Below are 24839 nucleotides of genomic sequence, written 5' to 3'. Positions count from 1 at the left end.
TTGTCGACCTTGCCCCGCGTCGGGGTCAGCCGTCTTCAGAACTTCAATGAGTGTGACGCCCACCGTAGTCCCGACATGACGGTGAGTCATGTATCAGCTTAGGTGACGCTATCACGATGATGCAGACGACTTTTCCGCCTTCTCCCCCTCACTCAGGTGCGGGGAATATCTCGGTGGAGCCGTCGCTGTGCAGTTGTGCTCCCACCAGAAGGCATTTCCGCTGCTACGCCGGAACGGGACCTGCCGCCGCCTGGGTGGACCAGAGCACAGTTTAGCAAAGGATGTGATGGGGGCAACATGTTTCACAAAAGCAGGTCACCCCCGTGGAATTTGCGAGCGTGCAGCCGTCCCGCCACCCCATCCGCTACCCCCGTCATCGTATTCCAGCACACAACCGGGTTCCGGTTATCGGCCGGACGGGGAGATACTAAGGTTGATCTCGTTTGGACAGCTACCTCACAAACCACGAAAGGGACGTCATCTCCATGACCGAGTTCCCCACCCTCCCCGCCGATCTCCTCCCCGCTGACGGCCGTTTCGGCTGCGGCCCGTCCAAGGTCCGCCCCGAGCAGATCCAGGCCATCGTCGACGGCGGCCGCGACATCATCGGCACTTCCCACCGCCAGCCGGCCGTCAAGAACGTCGTCGGCTCCGTCCGCGAGGGTCTCGCCGACCTGTTCTCCCTGCCGGAGGGCTACGAGATCATCCTGTCCCTCGGCGGCGCGACCGCATTCTGGGATGCGGCGACCTTCGGCCTGATCGAGAAGAAGTCCGGCCACCTCTCCTTCGGCGAGTTCTCCTCCAAGTTCGCCAAGGCCTCCAAGCTGGCGCCGTGGCTGGACGAGCCGTCGGTCGCCACCTCCGAGCCGGGCGACACCCCTGAGCCGCAGGCTTTCGAAGGTGCGGATGTCATCGCCTGGGCGCACAACGAGACCTCCACCGGCGCCATGGTTCCCGTGGTCCGCCCGGAGGGGTCCGAGGGCTCACTCGTCACCATCGACGCCACCTCCGGCGCCGGCGGCCTGCCGGTGGACATCACCAACGCCGACGTCTACTACTTCTCCCCCCAGAAGTGCTTCGCCTCCGACGGCGGCCTGTGGCTGGCCGCCATGAGCCCGGCAGCCCTGGAGCGCATCGAGAAGATCAACTCCTCCGACCGCTTCATCCCGGAGTTCCTCAACCTGCAGACCGCAGTGGACAACTCCCTGAAGAACCAGACCTACAACACCCCGGCCGTGGGTACCCTGCTCATGCTGGACAACCAGGTCAAGTGGATGAACGAGAACGACGGCCTGGACGGCATGGTCGCCCGCACGACCGCATCCTCCGACGCCCTGTACTCCTGGGCAGAGGCCCGCGAGGAGACCTCGCCCTACGTCACCGACAAGGCGAAGCGCTCGCTGGTCGTCGGCACCATCGACTTCGACGACTCCATCGACGCCGCCGTGCTGGCCAAGGTCCTGCGCGCCAACGGCATCCTGGATGTCGAGCCCTACCGCAAGCTGGGCCGCAACCAGCTGCGTATCGGCATGTTCCCGGCGATCGATTCCGCCGATGTCGTGACCCTGACCAAGGCGATCGACCACGTCCTCGAGTCGGGCGTGGCCAACAAGTAGCCGCCCTGCGTCGAATCTCAAACATGCGTCGGACCTCACCCGGTCCGGCGCATGTCTGCGTTAGGGTGGAATACATCACGTGAGCTGTCCTGAAGGAGAACGCATGCGCGAGTTGTTCCTCGTCCCCGGCGAATCGACGCCGACCTCCCTGGTTCTGCGCGCCGAGGACGGCGACCAGTTCTTCCTCGACGTCACCCGGCTCGATGACGCCGCCCGCGATCTTCTCGCCGGCCGGACACCGGAGATCACCGCCGCGCCGGAGGAAACGCCGGAACGGCAGCCGGAGCCTGAGCCGGAGCCCGTCCCGCGGCCTGCATCTGCGGCGCGCGCGCTGCCGACCCCCGACCCGCTGCTCACCACCCCGCTGACCATGCGCCCCCGGGAGATCCAGACCCGGATCCGCGCAGGCGCCTCCGTCGCCCAGCTGGCCGAAGAAATGGGCGTCGCCGAGTCCCGGGTCGAGGCTTTCGCGCACCCGGTGCTGCTGGAACGCTCCCGGATGTCGGAGCTGGCCAAGCAGGCGCACCCCGTCCGCGAGGACGGCCCCGCGAAACTGACCCTGTGGGAGGTGCTGGCGGCCGCTTTCGCCGCGCGCGGGCACTCCGTCGCCGACACCGACTGGGACGCCTACCGGGAGCCTGACGGCACCTGGGTCGCAAGGGTGTCCTGGACCGCAGGACTCTCGGAGAACGAGGCCGAATGGGCCATCGAGGTGCGGCCCACCTCGAAGTCGACCGCGGAGGCGCGCAACCCGGTGGCGGCCGACCTCACGGACCCAGATTTCGTCCAGCCGGTGCGCACCCTCACCTCCGTCGGGCGGGGCAACCGCTACGAGGAGGACCACGAGGACCGGGCGGAGGAGAACTCCGCCGCGGCCGGGGACGAGGGGGCGGAACAGCTCGAAGGGGGAGAGTTCGGGAAGGAGCCCGAGGCGGAGGACAAGGCGCCGGCCCGGAGGCGTCGCAAAGCGGTGACCCCCCACTGGGAGGACGTGCTGCTGGGCGTCCGCGCAAACACGAAGCGTCCGCGGGACTAGGGGCGGAGGGTCGTGGAGACTGTCGTCACCCTGTGGTTTGTCACGGCCGCTGACCCGGCGCGAATCATCGCCGCGGAGCCGAGGGCGGACCGAGGTTTCGGCCGGAAGTACCTCGCCCAGCTCAACCCGGCGTGGCCGATCACCCCGATCGGTGAATTTCCCCTGAACCGCTCGGCCCAGGCGTCTGCGGGCGAGTACTACGTGGCGGGTTTCCCCGGGGTGACCATCGTGCAGACGGTGCTCACCGACACGCCCGAGCTCTCCGGGATCGACCGCCGCCTCCTGAATTCGGTGCCGGCCGCCGACATCTACGCCTTCGCCGTGAACATCGCGACCGGGTACGGCGCTGTGGCGCACTGGCGCGGCGGGGTGCTCAAACGGTCGCTGTGCGCGGAGCGCAACCGCACCTACGAGGACGTCGGGCTCCCGGAACCCTTCGAGGCGCCTTTCTGGGCCGGGGAGAAGGCCGAGAGCGCCGGGGGCATCTCCCTACCTTTTGAGCCGGTCGACCTGGTCGCCGAGGCCCAGCGCTCCTGGGTGGGGGTGGACGTCACACCGGAGGGCCCGGACATCCATGTCGTCGCCTACGCGGTGGACGGACGGCCGGCGCCGCGCGCGGTGGACGGCCCGCGGCAGGAACGCGAGCGCGCGTCCCGCGGGCGGGATGAACCCGACCTGGTCGGGGGTTACGACGACTACGAGTCCCCCGCCGAGGAGGACCACACCCGCCTCCCCCGCTGGGCGGACGAGTCGGTGGCGGCCGCCAGGCGCGCCGGTGCGGTCCTGGGCCGCCGGGCACGCCGGGCCCGTTCCTGGGTGAACGAGAAGATCCGGCACTCCGACCGGGATTAACGCAGGGAACGGTCGCGTTCGTAGAAGGCGATCGCGGCCGAGGTGGCCAGATTAAGCGAATCGGTCCCGGGCGCCATGGGGATCCTGGCCCGGACGTCGGTCGCGCGCATGGCGTGCTCCGTCAGGCCGGGCCCCTCCGCGCCGACGAGCAGGGCCACCTTCGGCCACGGCCGACCGTGCTCATCGACGAGGGCGTCCGCCAGATGCTCCGCCTCCGGGTCCGGTGTCAGGGAGACGAGGCGGAACCCGGCGTCGGAAAGCGCGGCGAGCGAACGCTGCCACGTCGTGCGGCTGCCCGCCAGGTGGGCGAAAGGCGTACGCAGCACGTGGCCCATGGACACGCGGACCACCCGGCGGTAGAGCGGATCCGCGCAGCCGTTGCCGAACAGGACCGCATCCGCACCCATCCCGGCGGCGTTGCGGAACATGGAGCCGATGTTCTCGTGGTCGCCCACCCCCTCGAGCACGACGACCGTGCGGGCGGCGGCGAGGATGTCCGCGAGCTCGGGTTCGGACGCCCGGTCGGCGGCGGCGAGCAGGCCGCGGTGCATGTCGAAACCCGCGACGGCGGCGAGCACCTCCCGGCTGATCTCGTAGATCGGCAGATCGGCGGGCACCTCGGTCTCCGCGAGGAAGGCGTCCAGTTTGGCCGGAAACCCCACCAGGCGGCGCACGGGAAACCGTGATTCCAGCAGCCTGCCCACCACCAGCGGCCCCTCGGCGATCACCAGGCCTTTCCCGCCCGGCAGGTCGGGGCGGTTGTCGGAGCGGTTGAGGTGGCGGACGTCGTCGAGACGCGGGTCGGCGGGGTCGTCGATGCGGATGCGCATGCGTCTAACCGATGGCCTCGAGGAGCGGGTCCATGCCGAAGTAGGCGATGAACAGCGCGGAGACCAGCCACATGATCCAGTGGACCTCCCGGGTCTTGCCGGCGGCCACCGACATCAGGGCGAAGGCGATGAAGCCGACGCCGATGCCGTTGGCGATGGAGTAGGTGAAGGGCATGACCACGATGGTGAGGAAGGCCGGCAGAGCAATGTGGAACTTCGTCCACTCGATGTCGGTGATCTGGGCCATCATCATCGCGCCGACGATGACCAGCACGGGCGCGGCGGCCTCGATCGGGACGACTTCGTAGAGCGGGGTGAGGAACATGGCCAGCAGGAAGAGCAGACCGGTGACGATGTTCGCCAGGCCGGTGCGCGCGCCGTCGCCGACGCCCGCGGCGGAGTCCGCGTAGACGGTGGCGGAGGACGAGGAGGTCGCGCCGCCGACGATGGCGCCGAAGCCCTCGACAACCAGGGCCTTCTTCATCTGGGGCAGCTCGCCGTTCTCGTCGACGAGTTTGCCCTGCTTGCCCAGGGCCGTCATGGTGCCCATCGCGTCGAAGAAGTTGGCCAGGACCAGGGTGAACACCAGCAGCGAGGCGGCGATCGCACCGATGCGGGTGAACGCCCCGAAGATGTCGACCGCGCCGACGATGGACAGGTCCGGCACGCCGCCGAAGCTTTCGGGGAGGACCGGCACTGCCAGCGACCAGCCGGAGGGGTTGGGCTCGCCGTCGACGAAAGAGGGGCCGGAATCGGTGAGAGCTTCCACGATCATGGCGATGATGGTGGTGGCCAGAATGCCCAGGAACAGGCCTCCGCGGATCTTGCGGACCACCAGGAAACCGCAGATGATCAGGCCGAGGACGAACGTGACGGTCGGCCAGGAGGACACGGACCCGTCGATGCCCAGGCCGACGGGCACGGTGGTGCCGGCGGCGTCGGGGATGCGGCGGACGAAGCCCGCGTCGACGAAGCCGATGATGGCGATGAACAGGCCGATGCCCACGCCCATCGCCGCCTTCATCGACGGCGGGATGGCACGGAAGACCGCGGTGCGGAAACCGGAGACTGCCAGCAGCACGATGACCACACCGTCGAGGACCACCAGACCCATGGCCTCCGGCCAGGTGAGGCCTTCGCCGGCGACCAGGGTGACGGCCACCAGGGTATTGAGCCCCAGGCCCGCGGCGATGCCGAAGGGGTAGCGGGCGATGAGGCCGAAGGCGATCGTCATCACGCCGGCGGCCAGCGCGGTGGCGGCGGCCACCTGGGGAATGCCCAGGGTGGTGCCGTTGACGTCTGGGGTGGTGCCGATGATCAGCGGGTTGAGGATGACGATGTACGCCATCGCGAAGAAGGTCACGACGCCCGCGCGGATCTCACCGCTGACCGTCGAGCCCCGCTCGGTGATGTGGAAGTACCTGTCTAGGGCACTCGGATTTTCTGTCTTCAGTCCAGCGGTCATGCGAGGTTCCCCTGTTCAGGCTCCGGGTGAGGATATGCTTACGTCGTAAATCTCCCACCTGGAACTGTAGTGCACAATTTTTGGGTAGATTAAATGGTCGACTACAAGGAGAAGCCCCCGTGCTGTACGCCTCGACCTTTCTCATGCGCGATCATCGTGTCGCCAATCTGGACGCCCACCTCGCCCGCCTCCGGGAAGAGACCTCTTTCGATCCGGGCATGGTCGATGAGGTCCGCACCCAGCTCCGCGAGGCCGGCAACGGCATCTACCGGCCACTGGTGCGGGTGGGCAGCACCACCGTGACGGTGGAGCTCCACCCGTCGATCATGCCCGCCGAGGAGATCACCGTCGACGCCGAGGGAATCCTCGACCAGCGCCGCCACCCCACCCGGAAGGGCCCTGACTTCGGCTGGCAGATACGGCACCTCAATATGCTGCGCCACTCCGGTTCCGACGCGGGAATGCTCATCGACCAACGCGGGAACGTCATCTCGGGCGTCTTCTCCGCCATCCTCTTCCTCCGCGAGGGGACCGTCAACATCTCGGCCCACCCGCGCGCCTCCGACTCGATCACGCTGGACGCGGCGTTGGAGATGCTCACCGACGCGGGGCTCAGCGTGGTGGAACACCCGGAGGGGCTGACCATGCCGCAGCTGCGGGGCAACGAGACCTGGTTCCTCAACTCCGTGGAGGGCGTGCGCAAGGTGACCGGCTGGCGCGAGTACGGCTCGGTGCTGGCCCCGCGCAACCTGAATCCCCCGCGCATGGGCGCCCCCACCCACCGGGAGATCAACCAGCGGATGTGGGAGCTGGCCGGGGAGATCTAGAAGATCGGGTACTCGTCGTCGAAGGCGTCGGGTGCTTCCTCGAGGAGCATGTCCGGCGGGGTCTCGGAGTGCGCGCCGCAACCGTAGGCGGCGTGGACGATATGCCCGTCGGCCGAGAACACGTTGACGCACGCGCCGAAATTCTCGCCGAGCGGCTCCCCCGCAGGGACGAAGAACGCGCAGGTCCGGCAGCTCAACGCCGCTTTCTCCGCGAACTCGCTGGTGGGGCCGTAGTCGCCGGTGCGCCAGCGCTGCTTCGCGTCCTCCAGGCCCTTCGCCGACAGGACCAGTCGGCCGTCCTCCGACTCGGCGAGCCTCTCGTCGCCGGGTTCCGGCGGCATGAGGTCGCCGGGCCCGAGGTCGCCGGGGCGGATCCGGTCGGCCCAGGGCACCCATTCGGGAGCCCGGAGCGCTTCACCCGTCGGGGCGGGCACGAGGGCGAGTTCGTTGACGGTGACGTGGCTCGAGCCGGAGGCGCACGCCAGGACGGCGTTCCACTCCCAGCCGCTGTAGCCGGGCACCTCCGCGGCGAACCGGTGGGTGGCGACATTCTTCGTGAGTCCCTGGACACCGATGTGTTCCCCGACGGGCCCCTCCCCGAGTTCCTCCAGGGCGGTTCGGGCGAGGTCGACGGCGCTGGCGTCGAGAAGCGGACTGCGCTGCTGAGCAGATTTCCTGCGGCGTTGAGAGGCGGACACGTCCCCCATTATGGGCCATGTACGGCATGATGAGGGCATGGGTCTTCGAGAAACCGCCGGCGCGCTCCTCGCGTTGTCCTCTTTCGGCGCCTCGTCCTGCACCCCCGGGGCTGCCGAGATCGAGCAGCTGGTGCCCCGGATAGTGGCGGTCCACCCCTTCGACGAGTCGAGCTTCACCCAGGGGCTCGAGGTCGAGGAGGGCGGCACACTCCTCGTGGGCACCGGATGGCAGGGGCAGTCCCGCATCTACCGCAGCACCCTCGAAGGGGAGGAGCTCGTCTCCGCGGACCTGGATCCGTCCTACTTCGGGGAGGGCGTCACCCGCCACGGGGCCCACATCTGGCAGTTGACCTGGCAGGACGGAGTGGCCGTGAAGCGCGACGTCGGAACGCTCGACGAGATCGGCCGAGCCGCCTACCCCGGCGAGGGGTGGGGACTGTGCTCGACCGGTGAGGAACTGATCATGTCCGACGGCAGCGACCAGCTCCGCCGTCTCGACCCGGACACCTTCAAGGAGCTCGGCCGGTTCAGCGTCACCCTCGACGGCGCGGGCCGCAGCGGCCTCAACGAGCTCGAGTGCGTCGGGGAGGACATCTACGCCAACGTGTTCCTCAGCACCGACATCCTGCGTATCGGCGCCGACGGTGCCGTCACCGCCGTCATCGACGCCTCCGGGCTGCCGAACAACGCGGCCGCCGACCCCAACCATGTCCTCAACGGGATCGCGCACCTGCCCGGCACCGACCGCTTCCTGATGACGGGGAAACGCTGGCCCGACCTCTACGAAGTCGAGCTCGCCCCCGCCCAGTAGGATGATGTGCCATGGCCACACCCAAGAAGGCGCGGCAGAGGTCGCTCCTGCAGTTTCTCGCTCTCCTCATCGCCGTGGTGATCATCATCGTCGCCGCGGTCCTCGCCCAGAGCTGGTGGAACAACCGGCCGGGCCCGGAACCGGGGGACGTCACCGTGACTGCCCGCGTGGGCGACGCCTCCCTCGAGGTCCCCCCGTACCTGGTCTGTGAACCCGGGCTGGAGTGCCCGGAGGGTGAGGTCCCCAACCTCCCCGTCGGCCCGGACGACACCCTCGTCCTCGAGATCCCCGAGGCGATCCACGATCACGACTGGCAGCTGCTCATGATCTACGACGATCCGGCGGCCAACGACCAGCAGCTGCACGGCGCCTACGACGCCGAATCGGTGGACATCCCCGGTTCCGTCGACCCCCTCAGCGAGGGCGGGGAGCGGCCCCGCCTCATGGTGGTGGAGATTTCCTCGGCGATGATCGGACTCGACGACGCTGGCGAGGAGACCCCCTACGCCACCGTGTGGTCCCTGAGCACCATGGGAGAACAGGCCGACTAGCTGTCGAGTTCCTTCGCCACCGCGCGGAGGATCTCTGCGACCTGGCGGCCCACCTGGCGGTCCGGGTAGCGCCCGGCGGCGAGGCCCGGCTGGATCTGCGACTCCAGGACGGTCATCAGATCCTGGACCATGCTGCCCAGCTCCTCGGGCTTGTGGCGGTGGACGGGGCGGCGGCGCGGGGTGTCCAGCACCTTCACACGCAACGCCTGCGGTCCGCGGCGGCCGGCAGCGAAGTCGAATTCGATGCGCTGGCCGGCGGTCAGTTCTTCGACCCCCTCAGGAAGCACCTGCTTGGCCACAAACACATCTTCGTCCCCCGGGTTGGAGACGAATCCGAATCCTTTATCGGCGTCGTACCACTTCACTTTGCCGATTGGCACTGTGCTCACCTGTCCCTTCCTGTTGTTCGTGAAGGAATGAGTATACCCCTCCGGGGTGGGGCGACGATATTTCCGCGGACGGGGGAATCGCCGACTTTCGGCGGCCCCCGATCCTCCACGGGAAACCCGGAGGAATGCGCCGGCCCCATAAGTGTGTCTCGAATCACATTAACGGAACGGGATGCGGTGACCTGCCGATTCTCAGGCTTCCTATGCTTCCGCTCAGCGCGGGAGTGGCTCATTTGTGAGTTTAGCGTGACTGAAACGTTACAAAACGTTATCGTATGCGGCAGGCACAGCGCAGGACCGTTCTACCGCCACCAACGCCGAACCCTGTCCAGGAGGCGGACGGCCGCGCAGCACAGTGCACCAGATACCCACCAGATCCATGTGGACAGGGGCGGGGAAACCACCGCGGGCCCACCCAGGCCCGCACCGGTCGGCGGCTTCCAGCGGAAGCCTCCGCCCTCGGGGTGAAGCCTCACAGCAGTGAGGCCGGGCACAGTGATCCTCAGCCCGAACCCGACAGCTCACCTCGCAGGCGACCATGAGAGGAACACGCAACATGGCACGTCACAACCGCAAGTCCTTCTCCGCCGCAGCCAAGCTCGCAGCCACCACCGCCGCCTTCGGCACCGCGGCCGCCCTCCTGGCCCCCGCCGCCGCCGCAGCACCGGACTCCGACTGGGACCGTCTGGCCCAGTGCGAGGCCGGCGGCAACTGGCAGATCAACACGGGCAACGGCTACCACGGCGGCCTGCAGTTCTCCCCCTCCACCTGGAACGCCTACGGCGGCCAGCAGTTCGCCCCCTACGCCTACCAGGCCACCCGCGAGCAGCAGATCGCCGTCGCCGAGAAGACCCTCGCCGGCCAGGGCTGGGGCGCATGGCCCGCCTGCTCCGCCAAGCTGGGGCTGAACTCCGCCCCGACCCCGCGTGACGCGTCTGCCGCCTCCGCCGCCCCGGCCCAGGTCCAGCAGGTCGTCGCCAAGTCCGAGGCAACCACCTCCGCCGCCGGGACCTCCTCCGACGAGCTCGCTGTCGACGCCCTCTTCAACCTGGTCAGCGACACCCTGGCCCAGTACGGCGCTCCCGTTCCGGCCGGCCTCGAGGCCGCCTACAACGCCAACCGCCACAACTTCGACGCCTTCTACGGCGCGAACCGCGGCGCCATCGACTCCGCGCTCGGCCTCTAATAGCGCACCAGCCGCAGCAGGGCTCCCAACCTCACCAGAGGTCGGGAGCCCTGCTCTTTGGCGCCTTCCGCACAGCAAATCCCCCGCGCACCGCCCCTGGAGAGGCCGGCGCGCGGGGGATCCGCGGTGTCCGGGAGAGGATTCCCGTGTACTGCTAGTTGAAGCGGGTGTAGGGGTGGACGTAGCCGAGCTCTTCCGCCGGACGCGGAAGAACCAGATCGTCGCCGTAGGGGCTGGACGCGCCAGCCAGGGTGGAGGTAATTTCGGTCACCACGTGGCCGTCGGTCCGCGGGATGTGCTTCGGCCAGCCCGGATCGACGTAGCCCTTTTTCTCAACGTTAGCCATGCCCACATTCTTGCAAACCTGTCGCGGAAAAGTAACTTGAACTGCAACTAAAATCGGCGGAACCATGTCTACCACCCCCGAAAGCCCCGATTTCCGTGCCTGGTTGGCTCAGCGCGACGACCACGAACTGGCGAATCTGCTCCGCCTCCGTCCCGACGTCGCGCTCCCCTTACCCCCGGGCATCACCCCCCTGGCCGCCCGGTTGCAGCTGCGCGCCTCCGTGGGGCGGGCGGTGCGCACCCTGACCGCCCTGGAGCTGGCGGTGCTCGAGGCCGCCGCCAACCTCGGCGGGGAGCTGGCCGCGGTGACGGAGACGGACGTCGTCAATGCGGTGTGCCCGGCGACCGGCGCGGACCCGGACCAGGTGGAGGCAGCCGTGGGGCGGCTGCGCGAACTGGCGCTCTGTTACGGGCCGGCGGAGGGGATGCGGATCACGGCGGAGGCCATGTCCTCCTTGCCGCCGGACTGGCAGCTGCTGGACGACGCCCCCGCGGCGCTGTCCCCGGACGCCGTCGAAGATCTGCCCGATTCGCAGCGTGCGATCCTGGACACGCTGCTGAACTCCGGCGGAGTGGGGCGCACCAGGCACGCGGCGGCGGACGCCGACCCCGCTCACCCCGTGGCGCAGCTGATCGACGCCGGTCTGCTCGTGCGGGTGGATGCGGGCACCGTGCGACTGCCCCGCCGTGTCCGGGCGCTCCTGCGGGGCGGGGACGTCGTGCGCCGGCCCCTGGTCCCCTCCCCCCGCGTGCTCGGGGAGACCCCCGCCGACGAGCGGGCGCGCGACCGCGCCGACCAGGCGGGCGCCGGTGCCGGCCTGGAGGTGGCGCGGCATCTCCGGCAGCTGATCGAGCTGCTCGGCGAGACCCCCGCCCCGTTGCTCAAGGAGGGCGGTGTGGGAGTCCGCGCCGTGACGTCGCTGGCGCGTGCGCTCACCGTGGAGGAGGCGGAGATCCACCGGCTGGTCAGCCTCGGCGTCGCCGCCGGCCTGCTGGGACGTGGCGAGCCGTCCCCGCTGCCCGTCCGCGACGAGGGCTCCGACTACCTCTCCCCCACCCTCGCGGCCGACGGGTGGCTGGACTCCGATCTGGCGACCCGATGGGTGGCGATGCTGGCCGGATGGCTGGATTCACCGTGGGCGCCGTGGCTGATCGGCACCGCCGGCGAGAAGCGGCAGCCCGTCCGGCTGCTCGGCGACGAGATGAAGCGCCCCCATCTGGCGGAGCACCGGCGGCTGGTGGTCAGCCGTTTCGCCCTGGCGGCCGAAGGGGTGGACGTGGGCGGGGAGGAGATGCGCGACGATCTCTTTTTCACCCGTCCCGTCGCGGCCACCCTCCTGCCGGAGGCGACGGTCGCCGCCATCGTCGACGAGGCCCGCTGGATCGGCGCACTGTCCCGCGGAACGGCGACCTCCGTGCTTCGCGCGCTGCTCGACCCGGAGGCGGACGCGCTGGCGGTGGCCCAGGAGGTCACGCCCGGCACCGTCGAGCGCGTCATCGCCCAGGGGGACATGACGATCCTGGCCCCGGGCCCCCTGCCCCGGAGCCTGCAGACCGAGCTGGACCTGCTCGGCGAACTGGAGTCCGCGGGCCTGGCCAGCGTGTACCGCGTGACGGAAACCTCGGTGCGCCGGGCGCTGGACACGGGCCGTACGGCAGAGGAGCTCCGCACCTGGCTGGCGGACCACACCCTCGGGGAGGTCCCGCAGTCGGTCACCTACCTCATCGAGGATGTCGCGCGCCGGCACGGGACCCTGCGGGGCGGACCGGCGATGAGCTACCTGCGTTGCGACGACCCCTCGCTGCTCGCCGAGGCTGCGCGCACCCCCGCCGCGGAGCGGGTGGCGCTGAAGGTGATCGCCCCGACGGTCGCGGTGGCGCAGGCGCCGCTGGTGCGGGTCATCGAGGCGCTGCGGGAGGCCGGGTTCCAGCCGGTCGCCGAGGATGCCACGGGCGCGGCGCTGGACATCCGGCCGAAGCCAGCCCGCCTGCCCGCCCCGGACATTCCGGCGCGGGCGCCGCACCAGCTGGACGAGTCCCGGATCAGCGCCGCCGTCGCTGCGATCCGCCGGGCGGACGGGGCGAAGGAGGCGGGTGCCGCCGTCTCCGGCGCGGACACCCAGACCACGCTCGCCCTGCTCCAGGCGGCCGCGCGGGGCGGACGAACGGTGACGCTCGGGTTCGTCGACAAGCACGGGCGCGCGGTGCACCGCACGGTGACCCCGCTGACCGTGACCGGCGGGCAGGTGGATGCCCTGGACGAGGTGACGGGGCAGGTGCAGCGTTTCATGCTGCACCGCATTACCGAGGTTCTGCTGGGCTGATCCCGCCGAGTCCACCTCCGCGGACCTACACATGATCGTCCTCTACCTGTGCGCGGGCACGCTGCCGGCGGTCGGCCACGCACTGGTGTTCAACCGGGGCGACTCCAACGCGGACGGGGACTGAACAACCCCCGCAGGGGACTTGACCCGCCTGCCATAATGGAATGCTGCACACTTATCAGTCAGGAGCATGACATGGCATTCGGGGATGGCCCGCTGATCGTCCAGTCCGACAAGACCGTCCTGCTGGAGATCGACCACGCCGCGGCCGGGGACGCCCGGGCCGCGCTCGCCCCCTTCGCGGAACTCGAGCGCGCCCCGGAACACGTCCACACTTACCGCATCACCCCGCTCGCGCTGTGGAACGCCCGCGCCGCGGGGCACGACGCGGAGCAGGTGGTGGACACGCTGGAGCGCTACTCGCGGTTCCCGGTCCCCCAACCGCTGCTCGTCGACGTCGCGGAGACCATGTCCCGCTACGGCCGCGTCCGTCTGCACAAACACCCCGCCCACGGGCTGGTGCTGGAGTCGGCGGAACCCGCGATTCTGGCGGAGCTGCGCCGGCACAAGAAGATCAGCCCGATGCTGGGCGAGCTCATCGACGCGCAGAACATCGCCGTCCACCCCTCGGAGCGCGGCCGTCTCAAGCAGGAACTGCTCAAGGTCGGCTGGCCGGCCGAGGACCTGGCGGGTTACGTCGACGGCGAAGCCCACCCCATCGCCCTGTCCACCGAGAACGAGGACTGGGAGCTGCGCGACTACCAGCGCTACGCCGCCGACTCCTTCTGGGAGGGAGGCTCCGGCGTGATCGTCCTGCCCTGCGGGGCGGGCAAGACGATGGTGGGCGCCGCGTCGATGGCACGGGCCCAGGCCACCACGCTGATCCTGGTGACCAACACCGTCGCCGGGCGGCAGTGGCGCAACGAACTGCTGCGCCGCACCACGCTCACTGAAGACGAGATCGGCGAGTACTCCGGTGAGCGGAAGGAGATCCGCCCGGTGACCATCGCCACGTATCAGGTGGTCACCCGCAGGACGAAGGGCGAGTACCGCGCGCTGGAGCTCTTCGACTCCCGCGACTGGGGCCTGATCATCTACGACGAGGTCCACCTGCTGCCCGCCCCCGTCTTCCGCATGACCTCCGATCTGCAGTCGCGCCGCCGCCTGGGACTGACGGCGACGCTGGTGCGCGAGGACGGCCGCGAGGGCGATGTCTTCTCGCTGATCGGCCCGAAGCGTTATGACGCCCCGTGGCGGGACATCGAGGCCATGGGCTTCATCGCCACCGCCGACTGTGTGGAGGTGCGCACCACCATGACGGAGGCGGAGCGCATGACCTACGCCATCGCCGAGACCGCCGACCGCTACCGGCTGGCGGCTGGCGCGGCGGGCAAGATGCGGGTCGTCGAGAAGCTCCTGGCCAGGCACGAGGGCCAGCCGACGCTGATCATCGGCGCCTACATCGACCAGCTGGAGGAACTCGCGGCGCGTTTCGACGCCCCCCTCATCGAGGGCCGCACCTCCAACAAACGGCGCGAGGAGTTGTTCGGGAAATTCCGCTCGGGCGAGCTCTCCGTCCTCGTGGTGAGCAAGGTGGCGAACTTCTCCATCGACCTGCCGGAGGCGGCCGTGGCCATCCAGGTGTCCGGCACCTTCGGTTCGCGCCAGGAGGAGGCCCAGCGCCTCGGCCGGCTGCTGCGGCCCAAGGCCGACGGCGGCGAGGCGCACTTCTATTCCGTCGTCTCCCGCGACACCCTGGACTCGGAGTACGCCGCCCACCGCCAGCGTTTCCTCGCCGAACAGGGTTACGCCTACCGCATCGTCGATGCCGACGACCTCGACCAGCTTGGTTAGGCTGTTCGGCATGAAGGTTTTCAAGTTCGAGGTGGACGAGGCGTTCGCGAAGCGGAACAACGAGATGCTCAAGGACACCCGGCGGCTGCAGACGTCGGCGGTCGTGTTCGGGGTGATCCTCCTCGGGTTCGCCGCGGCCCTGTACTTCTGGGTGGGACAGGGCGAGGTCTGGGGGCTGGCCGGCGGCATCGTCGCGCTGACGTTCGCGTTGCTCAGCTTCTTCCTGGCGGTCGCGGTGCCCCGCAAGGTCGGCGGCGCGCAGCAGCTCTACGACACCTACCCGCTCGCCCCGGCGGTCATCGCCGAGACCAACGAACGCGACTACGTCATCATGGCGCTGGTCAACACCAACGTCGACCCGAAGCTCCCGCCCCGCTGGGGGGCTGCGCTGCGCACCGTAACGCGCATCAACGGCATCAAGGAGCCGAAGCTGGGCACCCGCATCCCCGTGGCCGCTGTCCAGGGCCGCCGCAGCGTGCGCGACGAAGAGCACTGGGACGAGATCTCCCCCATGCCCATCGCCTGGGGCACCCCCGACGAAGACGTGGTCAACACCGCCCGCCGGGCGATCCCGGAGGACCAGTGGGCCCGGCTGGACAAGGCCCGCAAGCGTCTCGACGACGCCAAGGCCACCCGCTACAACCTCCTCGTCCTGTGACCGTCGCCCGGCTGCGCCCCTTCGGCGAGACCGTCTTCGCGACCATGAGCGCGAAAGCCGCCGAGTTCGACGCGGTGAACCTCGGCCAGGGCTTCCCCGATTCCGACGGTCCCGCCCGCATGCTCGAGATCGCCTGCGAACAGATCCGCGCCGGCAACAACCAGTACGGCCCGGGCCGCGGCATGGCGGTGCTCCGCGAGGCAGTGGCAGCCCAGCGCGCCCGCGACCATCAGGTCACCTACGACCCCGGGGCGGAGGTGCTGGTGACCGTGGGCGCCACGGAGGCGATCTCCGCGGCCGTGCTCGGCCTCGTCGAGCCGGGTTCCGAGGTGATCGTCCTCGAGCCCTGTTACGACGCCTACGCCGCCGCCATCGCTCTGGCCGGCGCGCAGCGCGTGGCGGTCCCGCTGGTGCCGGACGGCGCGACCTGGACGGTAGACGTCGATGCCGTCCGGGCGGCCGTCACGAAGCGCACGTCGATGATCATCGTCAACTCCCCGCACAACCCCACCGGCTCCGTCTTCTCCCGGGAGGTGCTGGCAGGATTGGCCGCGGTCTGCGTCGAGCGCGACCTGCTGGTCCTGTCGGACGAGGTGTACGAGAACCTGCTTTTCGACGGCCGCGCCCACACCGCCCTCGCCGCCCTGCCCGGCATGTTCGAACGCACAGTCACCGTGTCCTCGGCCGCGAAGTCGTGGAACGTCACCGGCTGGAAGACCGGCTGGGCGCTGGCCCCCGCGCCGCTTCTCGACGCCGTCCTCAAGGCCAAGCAGTTCATGTCCTACGTCGGCGCCACCCCCTTCCAGCCCGCGGTGGCCCACGCCCTCAACGAAGAATCCGAGTGGCTGACAGGCATGGTCGCCGAGCTGGCCGAGGGCCGGGACCTGTTGGCCGCCGGGCTGAGGGACGCGGGCCTGCAGGTCCACGACACCCACGGAACCTACTTCGTGGTGGCCGACATCTCCGCCCTCGGGGAAACCGACGGCGTCGAATTCTGTCTCGGGTTGCCCGGGAGGATCGGCGTGGCCGCGATCCCGGTCCAGGTCTTCTGCGACGATCCCGGTCCGTGGCGGACGAAGGTCCGCTTCGCCTTCGGCAAACGCCACGACACCCTGCGGCTGGGGGTCGAGAAGCTGCAGTCCCTCTAGTTCTACTCGACCGCACGCAGCGGCGAGGTCTGCGCCGCCCGGCGGGCGGGCCAGATCGCGGCCACGACTCCCACCGCCACGGCCGCCACCGGGATGAGCGCCATCTGATCCCAGGGGATCGCCCACCGGGTGATGCCCTGGTCGCTCAACGTCCGGACGAAGCACCAGCCCAGCCACACTCCGCTGATGATGCCCACAACAGCGCCGAGCACCGCGATATGGACGGACTCGATGGTGACCATCCGGCCGATCTGGCTGCGCTGCATCCCCACGGCCCGCAGCATGCCGAATTCGTGCCGGCGCTCCATGATCGACAGCACCAGGGTGTTGATGATGCCCAGCACCGCGATGACCACGCTGAGCGCCAGCAGGGCGTAGACCAACGCGAGGAGCTGCCGGATCTGCTCGGCGCTGGAGACGCCGTACTCGTCCTTCGTCAGCACCTGCAGCACGCCGTAGGGGTTGATCGTGTCGACGACCGCCCGGTGCACCGCCTCTGCGTCGGCCCCCTCATCGAAGGTGACGAAGAGGTTCTGGGTGAACCAGGAATCGCGGCCCGGCAGGATCTCCTGCGCGGTCGCCTCGGTGACCGCCACCGGAGTGAACGCCGCAGCGTCCTCCCAGACCACCACCACCGGCACCCGGGCTGTGTTCGTCGTTACCGGAGAGGTGACCTCCACGGTGTCGCCCACGCTCACCCCCAGATCCTGCGCGGCGGACCGGCTCAGACCCGCCCCCGGGCGGGCGGCGATACCGTCGAAGCCGCCGGCCACCACGTCGAGGACGTAAGCAGCGTTCGGATCCACGGTCAACGCGAGGGTCAGCCCGCTCACCCCGTCCGTGTTGCCGATCTTCCCGCCGACGCTCATGGGCACCCAGATGCTCGGTACGACGGCGGCCACGCCGTCGAGCGCCGCCACGTCCTCGGCCGCCCGGCCGGGGATCCCCTGGCTGGCGATGAGCCCGGAGGACACCACGGTGTCCGCCCGGAGTTCCTCGTCGATGGCACCGAAGACCGACGCCGAGATCGACGCCCCGAGGATGCCCACCACCGACACCAGTGCCACACCGAGTGTGAGGGCGAAGGACGTGGCCGCGGAACGGCGGGGGCTGCGCGCCAGGTTCGTTCCGGCCAGCAGCGGAACCACTCCCCCGCCGGGCGGGCGGACCGTGTAGATGACCCTGATCAGCCCCGCCAGGGCAAGCACCACACCGGTGATGAGCGCCAGGGCCCCCACCCCGGTGAGCACCGCCCGTTCGGTGGTGGACCATTCCGTCATGAAGGCGGCGAAAGCCGTGACGACCACACCGATGAGCAGCAGGACCGCACCGGCCAGGCTCCGCCCCTTCACCGGCTGGGTGCTCGCCTGGTCGCCCATGCGCATCGCCCGCACGGGGTGGACCGCACCGGCCCGGCGGGCGGGGACCCAGGCGCTGAGCACGGTGACCGCCACCCCCACGACGAGCGGGATGATGATGCTGCCGGCGTCCACCGCGAGTCCGGAATCCGGGAAACCGAGCCCGAACGCCTCCATCACGGTGACGATGACACGGACCAGGCCGATGCCCACGCCGATGCCCGCCGCGGAACCGATGAGGCCGATAACCACAGCCTCCGCCAGCACTGAACCAGTCAGCTGCTGCCGGGACATACCCACCGCACGGAGCAGCGCGAACTCCTTCGTCCGCTGCGCGACGATCATGGAGAAGGTGTTGGAGATGATGAAGGTGCCCACGAGCAGCGCGATGAGCCCGAAGGCCCCGAGAATGTAGGTGAAGAACGCGAGCAGGGAGGAGATCTCCTCCGTCTCCCGCTCCGCCGCCTCTTCGGACGTGGCGACGTCGAAACCCGGGTACATCCCCGCGAGCGTCTCCTCGGTCACATCGCCCCGGATGAGAATGCGGCTGGCGCTCTCCCCGTCGGAGAACTCCGTCTGGTAGACCTCGGGCGCCACCTGCACTCCCGCCCAGCCGCCGGTTGAGGTGGACAGTTCCGTCAGCCCGACGACCTCCAGCTCAGCCCGCTTCTCCGTGTTGATGACAGTGATGGTGTCCCCCGGGACGATTCCGGAGCGTTCCGCCGCCCCCGCATTGATGACCGCCTCCCCTGAGGATGCCGGCGACCGGCCCTCGAGGATCGTCGCGCTGCTGTCGGTGACAGCCTCCTCGGGAGAAGAGAAAGGCAGCAGCCAGGAACCCGCTCCGCCGGACTGGTAGGGAGAGCCGTCCGGACCGATGAGCACGATCGACTGCATGTCCGTCACCTCGACCTTCTCCACGTCGTGGCGGGCGGCGATGTCGTCGCCCATGTCGCGTGTGAGGGGGTAATCGGGAGTGGACTGCATCACCAGGTCCGAACCTTCGTAACTTACGGTGATGATGTCGTCGAAGGCCTTCGACAGCGACGCAGAGAGGATGAAGCCGCCCGACACGAAACTGGTCCCCAGCACCACCGCGAGGACCGTCATGATCAGACGAAGTTTGTGGGCTCCGATGTTGCGCAGGGAGAGCTTGCGCTGGATCGGGAGAGAGTTCATCGGTGCGCTTGTCCTATTCAATGTTCGTCATGACTGCGTGAGTGCCCTCCTGTGACGGACGAGAAGTCCCTTCGGGCAGCCGGCCTGCTCTATGAACGGGCGGAAACGCACAGCCGGCTACTTCCGGCCGCCGGCGGCCGGCACGCGATGTGGCAGCTCTCGGAAACCTTCAACCTCGTCTCAGAATAGGCGAACCTTTCTTGACGACAGCCGTGAGGGCCAGTGATCTGTCTCTGTCGGTGCCGGGAACGACGAGTAGACCCCCGGTGGAGGCCGGCATCCCGGATGACCGGGTACCGACCCCTACCGGGGGTCATGTTTATTCAGTTGTGTATGTTTTAGTGTCGGCGGTAACCTACTCTCCCACACCCTCCCGGGTGCAGTACCATCGGCGCGGGCAGGCTTAGCTTCCGGGTTCGGAATGGGACCGGGCGTTTCCCTGCCGCTATCAACCACCGACACACCCTCGGAACAACACCCCCCTGGGGGGGTGTGCCCGGTGATACGGGTGTGTTGTGTCAGATACTGCATAGTGGACGCGGGCAAACCTTGAGTGTTTGCTTGATTTTGTTACGGTGCGTAAGTCCACACCTCCCACACGTGGGGGGTGGTGTGTTGTTGTCGGTGTATTAGTACCGGTCACCTCCACACATTGCTGTGCGTCCAGATCCGGCCTATCAACCCCATCATCTATGGGGAACCTCAAATGAAACCTCATCTTGAAACAGGCTTCCCGCTTAGATGCTTTCAGCGGTTATCCCTTCCGTACGTAGCCAACCAGCCCTGCTCCTGGCGGAACAACTGGCACACCAGAGGTACGTCCGTCCCGGTCCTCTCGTACTAGGGACAGCCTTCCGCAAGTTTCTACGCGCGCGGCGGATAGAGACCGAACTGTCTCACGACGTTCTAAACCCAGCTCGCGTGCCGCTTTAATGGGCGAACAGCCCAACCCTTGGGACCTACTCCAGCCCCAGGATGCGACGAGCCGACATCGAGGTGCCAAACCATCCCGTCGATATGGACTCTTGGGGAAGATCAGCCTGTTATCCCCGGGGTACCTTTTATCCGTTGAGCGACACCACATCCACTAGTTGGTGCCGGATCACTAGTCCCGACTTTCGTCCCTGCTCGAGTTGTCACTCTCACAGTCAAGCTCCCTTGTGCACTTACACTCAACACCTGATTGCCAACCAGGCTGAGGGAACCTTTGGGCGCCTCCGTTACTATTTAGGAGGCAACCGCCCCAGTTAAACTACCCACCAGGCACTGTCCCCGACCCAGATCATGGGCCAAGGTTGAGGTGTCCAGTCCGATCAGAGTGGTATTTCAACAACGACTCCCACACCACTGGCGTGATGTGATCTACGTCTCCCACCTATCCTACACAAACCGAACCGAACACCAATACCAAGCTATAGTGAAGGTCCCGGGGTCTTTTCGTCCTGCCGCGCGTAACGAGCATCTTTACTCGTACTGCAATTTCACCGGGCCTGTGGTTGAGACAGCAGGGAAGTCGTTACGCCATTCGTGCAGGTCGGAACTTACCCGACAAGGAATTTCGCTACCTTAGGATGGTTATAGTTACCACCGCCGTTTACTGGGGCTTAAATTCTCAGCTTCGGGGATTACTCCCCTAACCGGTCCTCTTAACCTTCCAGCACCGGGCAGGCGTCAGTCCGTATACATCAACTTATCGTTTTCGCACGGACCTGTGTTTTTAATAAACAGTCGCTTCCCTCTATTCTCTGCGACCCACACCAGCTCCACATGCAAGATGCTTCACCAGCGCAGGCCCCCCTTCTCCCGAAGTTACGGGGGCATTTTGCCGAGTTCCTTAACCACAGTTCACCCGAACGCCTTAGTATTCTCTACCTGACTACCTGTGTCGGTTTGGGGTACGGGCCATGTATGTACATCGCTAGAGGCTTTTCTCGACAGCACGGGATCACCGACATCACCCACAAAGGGGCTACGCATCACGTCTCACACTTATATGAGGGGCGGATTTACCTGTCCCCTCGTGCTACACGCTTACACCACAATCCAATAAGTGGCACGGCTACCCCACTGCGTCACCCCATCACTTGGCTACTACCAGATCAGGCTCCACGCACGCCCCGACCACACCGGGCAAAGCCCGACACGGAAGGATTATGGGTGGTTAGTATCACTGATTCACCATGGGCGCACATACACGGGTACGGGAATATCAACCCGTTGTCCATCGACTACGCCTGTCGGCCTCGCCTTAGGTCCCGACTCACCCTGGGAAGACGAACTTGACCCAGGAACCCTTAGTCATCCGGCGGGCAAGATTCTCACTTGCCAATTCGTTACTCATGCCTGCATTCTCACTCGCACACACTCCACAGCCCCTCACGGTACTGCTTCACCGCGTGCACGACGCTCCCCTACCCAACAATCTCCAAGAGATCATTGCCGCGGCTTCGGCGGTGTACTTGAGCCCCATTACATTGTCGGCGCAGGACCACTCGACCAGTGAGCTATTACGCACTCTTTCAAGGATGGCTGCTTCTAAGCCAACCTCCTGGCTGTCTTCGCGATCCCACATCCTTTTCCACTTAGTACACCCTTAGGGGCCTTAGCCGGCGATCTGGGCTGTTTCCCTCTCGACCATGAAGCTTATCCCCCACAGTCTCACTGCTGCGCTAACTTAACCGGCATTCGGAGTTTGGCTGACATTGCTAAGATTGTAGTCCCGCTCAACCAACCAGTAGCTCTACCTCCGGCAAGCACCACGCAACGCTGCACCTAAATGCATTTCGGGGAGAACCAGCTATCACGGAGTTTGATTGGCCTTTCACCCCTACCCACAACTCATCCCCTCAGTTTTCAACCTAAGTGGGTTCGCGCCTCCACGACGTCTTACCGTCGCTTCACACTGGCCATGGGTAGATCACTCCGCTTCGGGTCCAGGACATGCCACTAATCCACACTAGTTAGTATTCGCTTTCGCTACGGCTACCCCTCACCGGGTTAACCTCGCGACATGCCGCTGACTCGCAGGCTCATTCTTCCAAAGGCACGCCATCACACACAAGAGGTGCTCTGACGGATTGTAGGCACACGGTTTCAGGTACTATTTCACTCCCCTCCCGGGGTACTTTTCACCATTCCCTCACGGTACTAATCCGCTATCGGTCATACTGGGTATTTAGGCTTACCGGGTGGTCCCGGCAGATTCACAGCAGATTTCACGTGCCCGCTGCTACTCGGGAATACGACAACACGCCACACACAGTCTTCACGTACGGGACTCTCACCCACTCCGGTGGGCCTTCCCAGACCACTTCCGCTGACCACGCATGCACGCGCAGATGGCCGGCAGACCACCCACATCGCATCCCACAACACCGCATGCGCAACCCCTGCCGGGTATCACACACACACGGTTTAGCCTCATCCGCGTTCGCTCGCCACTACTAACGGAATCATTAAAGTTATTTTCTCTTCCTACGGGTACTGAGATGTTTCACTTCCCCGCGTCAACCTCCACAACAGCTATGAATTCACTGAAGGGTGACCGCCCATCACGGCGGCCGGGTTTCCCCATTCGGACATCCTCGGATCAACGCTCTGTTGGCAGCTCCCCGAGGCTTAACGCAGCCTCACACGTCCTTCATCGGCCCAGTATGCCAAGGCATCCACCATGTGCCCTTACACAAACACACATCCACCGGCCACCCCAACGGGCGCCGGCAGGTGAACCTACTCGAACAAAACACACCGCACACACCCACCCCTCCGGCCCCCACAACAGGAACCGCAACGGTCATCGGCGCATACGGCACACAAAAAAATAAAGATGCTCGCGTCCACTATACAGTTCTCACACAACACACCACCTGCCCCACCACCCACCAGAAACACCCCACCACCCCCACAAAGAGGCAGCAGACCATCCCACCAGCAGGCGACAAGTCACAGATGATCACCGAAACAACCATGTTGTCCCAGACACCCAACAGCGTGCCAACATACCCGTCTACATGTTCATGACTTATCTTCTGGCTGTCATCGCCCACCGTGACGGTGCGCGTCCACCCGATTATTCATGCCGGCGGATTGACACTCGCAACCCCAACCGACAGGCACCATGGACACGACCACCGGTCGTGCGGGATTTGTTTAAGCTCCTTAGAAAGGAGGTGATCCAGCCGCACCTTCCGGTACGGCTACCTTGTTACGACTTCGTCCCAATCGCCGATCCCACCTTCGACAGCTCCCCCCACAAGGGTTGGGCCACTGGCTTCGGGTGTTACCAACTTTCATGACGTGACGGGCGGTGTGTACAAGGCCCGGGAACGTATTCACCGCAGCGTTGCTGATCTGCGATTACTAGCGACTCCGACTTCATGGGGTCGAGTTGCAGACCCCAATCCGAACTGAGGCCGGCTTTGAAGGATTGGCTTACTCTCACGAGTTCGCGACCTGCTGTACCGACCATTGTAGCATGTGTGAAGCCCTGGACATAAGGGGCATGATGATTTGACGTCATCCCCACCTTCCTCCGAGTTGACCCCGGCAGTCTCTCATGAGTCCCCACCATCACGTGCTGGCAACATAAGACAAGGGTTGCGCTCGTTGCGGGACTTAACCCAACATCTCACGACACGAGCTGACGACAACCATGCACCACCTGTACACCGGCCACAAGGGAAGACGTATCTCTACGCCGGTCCGGTGTATGTCAAGCCCAGGTAAGGTTCTTCGCGTTGCATCGAATTAATCCACATGCTCCGCCGCTTGTGCGGGCCCCCGTCAATTCCTTTGAGTTTTAGCCTTGCGGCCGTACTCCCCAGGCGGGGCGCTTAATGCGTTAGCTACGGCACAGAGAACGTGGAAGTCCCCTACACCTAGCGCCCACCGTTTACGGCATGGACTACCAGGGTATCTAATCCTGTTCGCTACCCATGCTTTCGCTCCTCAGCGTCAGTAACTGCCCAGAGACCTGCCTTCGCCATTGGTGTTCCTCCTGATATCTGCGCATTTCACCGCTACACCAGGAATTCCAGTCTCCCCTACAGCACTCAAGTATTGCCCGTATCGCCTGCACGCCCGAGGTTAAGCCCCGGAATTTCACAGACGACGTGACAAACCACCTACGAGCTCTTTACGCCCAGTAATTCCGGACAACGCTCGCACCCTACGTATTACCGCGGCTGCTGGCACGTAGTTAGCCGGTGCTTCTTATACAGGTACCGTCATTTTCACTTCGTCCCTGTCGAAAGAGGTTTACAACCCGAAGGCCGTCATCCCCCACGCGGCGTCGCTGCATCAGGCTTCCGCCCATTGTGCAATATTCCCCACTGCTGCCTCCCGTAGGAGTCTGGGCCGTATCTCAGTCCCAATGTGGCCGTCCACCCTCTCAGGCCGGCTACCCGTCGACGCCTTGGTAGGCCATTACCCCACCAACAAGCTGATAGGCCGCGGGCTCATCCTGCACCGATAAATCTTTCCACCCCCCACACTAAAGGAGGTCATATCCGGTATTAGACCCAGTTTCCCAGGCTTATCCCGAAGTGCAGGGCAGATCACCCACGTGTTACTCACCCGTTCGCCACTCGAGTACCCCGCAAGCGGGGCCTTTCCGTTCGACTTGCATGTGTTAAGCACGCCGCCAGCGTTCGTCCTGAGCCAGGATCAAACTCTCCACAAAATAAACTTCAGAAGAAATCAGAGCTGTGAAAA

17 protein-coding genes, 3 rRNA genes and 1 riboswitch are annotated in these 24839 nt (G+C 66.4%); of the genes, 11 read left to right on the top strand and 9 right to left on the bottom strand.

Going from position 1 to position 24839, the window contains the following annotated elements; translation table 11 throughout:
• The first annotated feature begins 485 nt into the window (after positions 1-485).
• From serC to B840_RS03145, 3 genes are all read left to right on the top strand, one after another.
• Positions 486-1616 carry a phosphoserine transaminase gene (serC, locus tag B840_RS03155; RefSeq protein ID WP_042622475.1) on the top strand — a complete coding sequence of 377 codons (1131 nt, stop codon included), beginning with the start codon at positions 486-488 and terminating at the stop codon, positions 1614-1616.
• A 103-nt stretch (positions 1617-1719) separates the two neighbouring features.
• Complete coding sequence (sepH, locus tag B840_RS03150; RefSeq protein ID WP_042620927.1) at positions 1720-2652, top strand: septation protein SepH; 933 nt, start codon at positions 1720-1722, stop codon at positions 2650-2652.
• A gap of 12 nt (positions 2653-2664) precedes the next feature.
• Positions 2665-3504 (top strand): DUF6928 family protein, encoded by an 840-nt coding sequence (locus tag B840_RS03145; RefSeq protein WP_042620926.1) that lies wholly within the window; start codon positions 2665-2667, stop codon positions 3502-3504.
• Here B840_RS03145 and B840_RS03140 read toward each other — a convergent pair.
• Together B840_RS03140 and B840_RS03135 are read right to left on the bottom strand one after the other, a co-directional pair.
• A complete protein-coding gene (locus B840_RS03140; RefSeq protein ID WP_042620925.1) occupies positions 3501-4334 on the bottom strand; it encodes a TrmH family RNA methyltransferase in 834 nt (277 codons plus the stop codon). The genes B840_RS03145 and B840_RS03140 overlap by 4 nt on opposite strands.
• Before the next feature lie 4 nt (positions 4335-4338).
• Positions 4339-5799 carry an NCS2 family permease gene (locus tag B840_RS03135; RefSeq protein WP_042620924.1) on the bottom strand — a complete coding sequence of 487 codons (1461 nt, stop codon included), beginning with the start codon at positions 5797-5799 and terminating at the stop codon, positions 4339-4341.
• Between the two features lie 119 nt (positions 5800-5918).
• On the opposite strand from B840_RS03135, the gene B840_RS03130 reads away from it, so the two are divergent.
• On the top strand, positions 5919-6626 hold the full coding sequence (locus B840_RS03130; RefSeq protein ID WP_042620923.1) for an aminotransferase class IV: 708 nt from the start codon (positions 5919-5921) through the stop codon (positions 6624-6626).
• Here B840_RS03130 and B840_RS03125 read toward each other — a convergent pair.
• Positions 6623-7333: a DUF3027 domain-containing protein gene (locus B840_RS03125; RefSeq protein ID WP_042620922.1), complete on the bottom strand. Its 711-nt coding sequence runs from the start codon at positions 7331-7333 to the stop codon at positions 6623-6625. The two genes, B840_RS03130 and B840_RS03125, sit on opposite strands and share 4 nt — an antisense overlap.
• A gap of 28 nt (positions 7334-7361) precedes the next feature.
• Between B840_RS03125 and B840_RS03120 the strand changes: the two genes are divergently transcribed.
• Positions 7362-8135 carry a glutaminyl-peptide cyclotransferase gene (locus B840_RS03120; RefSeq protein WP_042620921.1) on the top strand — a complete coding sequence of 258 codons (774 nt, stop codon included), beginning with the start codon at positions 7362-7364 and terminating at the stop codon, positions 8133-8135.
• A gap of 11 nt (positions 8136-8146) precedes the next feature.
• Entirely contained in the window at positions 8147-8686 is a 540-nt protein-coding gene (locus B840_RS03115) for a DUF2771 domain-containing protein (protein ID WP_042620920.1), read from the top strand.
• Here the strand turns inward: B840_RS03115 and B840_RS03110 are convergent.
• On the bottom strand, positions 8683-9066 hold the full coding sequence (locus B840_RS03110; protein WP_042622474.1) for a cold-shock protein: 384 nt from the start codon (positions 9064-9066) through the stop codon (positions 8683-8685). The two genes, B840_RS03115 and B840_RS03110, sit on opposite strands and share 4 nt — an antisense overlap.
• A 368-nt stretch (positions 9067-9434) precedes the next feature.
• A riboswitch (cyclic di-AMP (ydaO/yuaA leader) is annotated at positions 9435-9625 on the top strand.
• A gap of 6 nt (positions 9626-9631) precedes the next feature.
• Here B840_RS03110 and B840_RS03105 point away from each other — a divergent pair.
• Positions 9632-10261 carry a resuscitation-promoting factor Rpf1 domain-containing protein gene (locus B840_RS03105; protein WP_042620919.1) on the top strand — a complete coding sequence of 210 codons (630 nt, stop codon included), beginning with the start codon at positions 9632-9634 and terminating at the stop codon, positions 10259-10261.
• Between the two features lie 154 nt (positions 10262-10415).
• Here the strand turns inward: B840_RS03105 and B840_RS03100 are convergent, their stop codons facing one another.
• Positions 10416-10607 (bottom strand): hypothetical protein, encoded by a 192-nt coding sequence (locus B840_RS03100; RefSeq protein WP_042620918.1) that lies wholly within the window; start codon positions 10605-10607, stop codon positions 10416-10418.
• Positions 10608-10671: 64 nt separating this feature from the next.
• On the opposite strand from B840_RS03100, the gene B840_RS03095 reads away from it, so the two are divergent.
• The 4 genes from B840_RS03095 (at position 10672) to B840_RS03080 (ending at position 16590) form a co-directional block, all read left to right on the top strand.
• Positions 10672-12930 (top strand): helicase-associated domain-containing protein, encoded by a 2259-nt coding sequence (locus B840_RS03095; protein WP_042620917.1) that lies wholly within the window; start codon positions 10672-10674, stop codon positions 12928-12930.
• A 195-nt stretch (positions 12931-13125) separates the two neighbouring features.
• On the top strand, positions 13126-14784 hold the full coding sequence (locus B840_RS03090) for a DNA repair helicase XPB (RefSeq protein ID WP_042620916.1): 1659 nt from the start codon (positions 13126-13128) through the stop codon (positions 14782-14784).
• Positions 14785-14794: 10 nt separating this feature from the next.
• A complete protein-coding gene (locus B840_RS03085) occupies positions 14795-15442 on the top strand; it encodes a DUF3239 domain-containing protein (protein ID WP_042620915.1) in 648 nt (215 codons plus the stop codon).
• Positions 15443-15486: 44 nt separating this feature from the next.
• Entirely contained in the window at positions 15487-16590 is a 1104-nt protein-coding gene (locus tag B840_RS03080) for a pyridoxal phosphate-dependent aminotransferase (protein WP_229676598.1), read from the top strand.
• A gap of 2 nt (positions 16591-16592) precedes the next feature.
• Here the strand turns inward: B840_RS03080 and B840_RS03075 are convergent, their stop codons facing one another.
• From B840_RS03075 to B840_RS03060, 4 genes are all read right to left on the bottom strand, one after another.
• Positions 16593-19127 carry an ABC transporter permease gene (locus tag B840_RS03075; RefSeq protein ID WP_042620913.1) on the bottom strand — a complete coding sequence of 845 codons (2535 nt, stop codon included), beginning with the start codon at positions 19125-19127 and terminating at the stop codon, positions 16593-16595.
• A 342-nt stretch (positions 19128-19469) separates the two neighbouring features.
• Positions 19470-19587 (bottom strand): 5S ribosomal RNA (gene rrf / locus B840_RS03070).
• A 148-nt stretch (positions 19588-19735) separates the two neighbouring features.
• Positions 19736-22819 (bottom strand): 23S ribosomal RNA (locus B840_RS03065).
• 470 nt (positions 22820-23289) lie between these two features.
• Positions 23290-24807, bottom strand: a 16S ribosomal RNA gene (locus B840_RS03060).
• The 16S, 23S and 5S rRNA genes sit together here, the layout of an rRNA operon.
• Between the last annotated feature and the right edge of the window lie 32 nt (positions 24808-24839).

Source organism: Corynebacterium marinum DSM 44953, from assembly GCF_000835165.1.
In the GTDB taxonomy this organism is placed as follows: domain Bacteria; phylum Actinomycetota; class Actinomycetes; order Mycobacteriales; family Mycobacteriaceae; genus Corynebacterium; species Corynebacterium marinum.
This window is presented reverse-complemented; position numbering and strand designations above follow the sequence as displayed.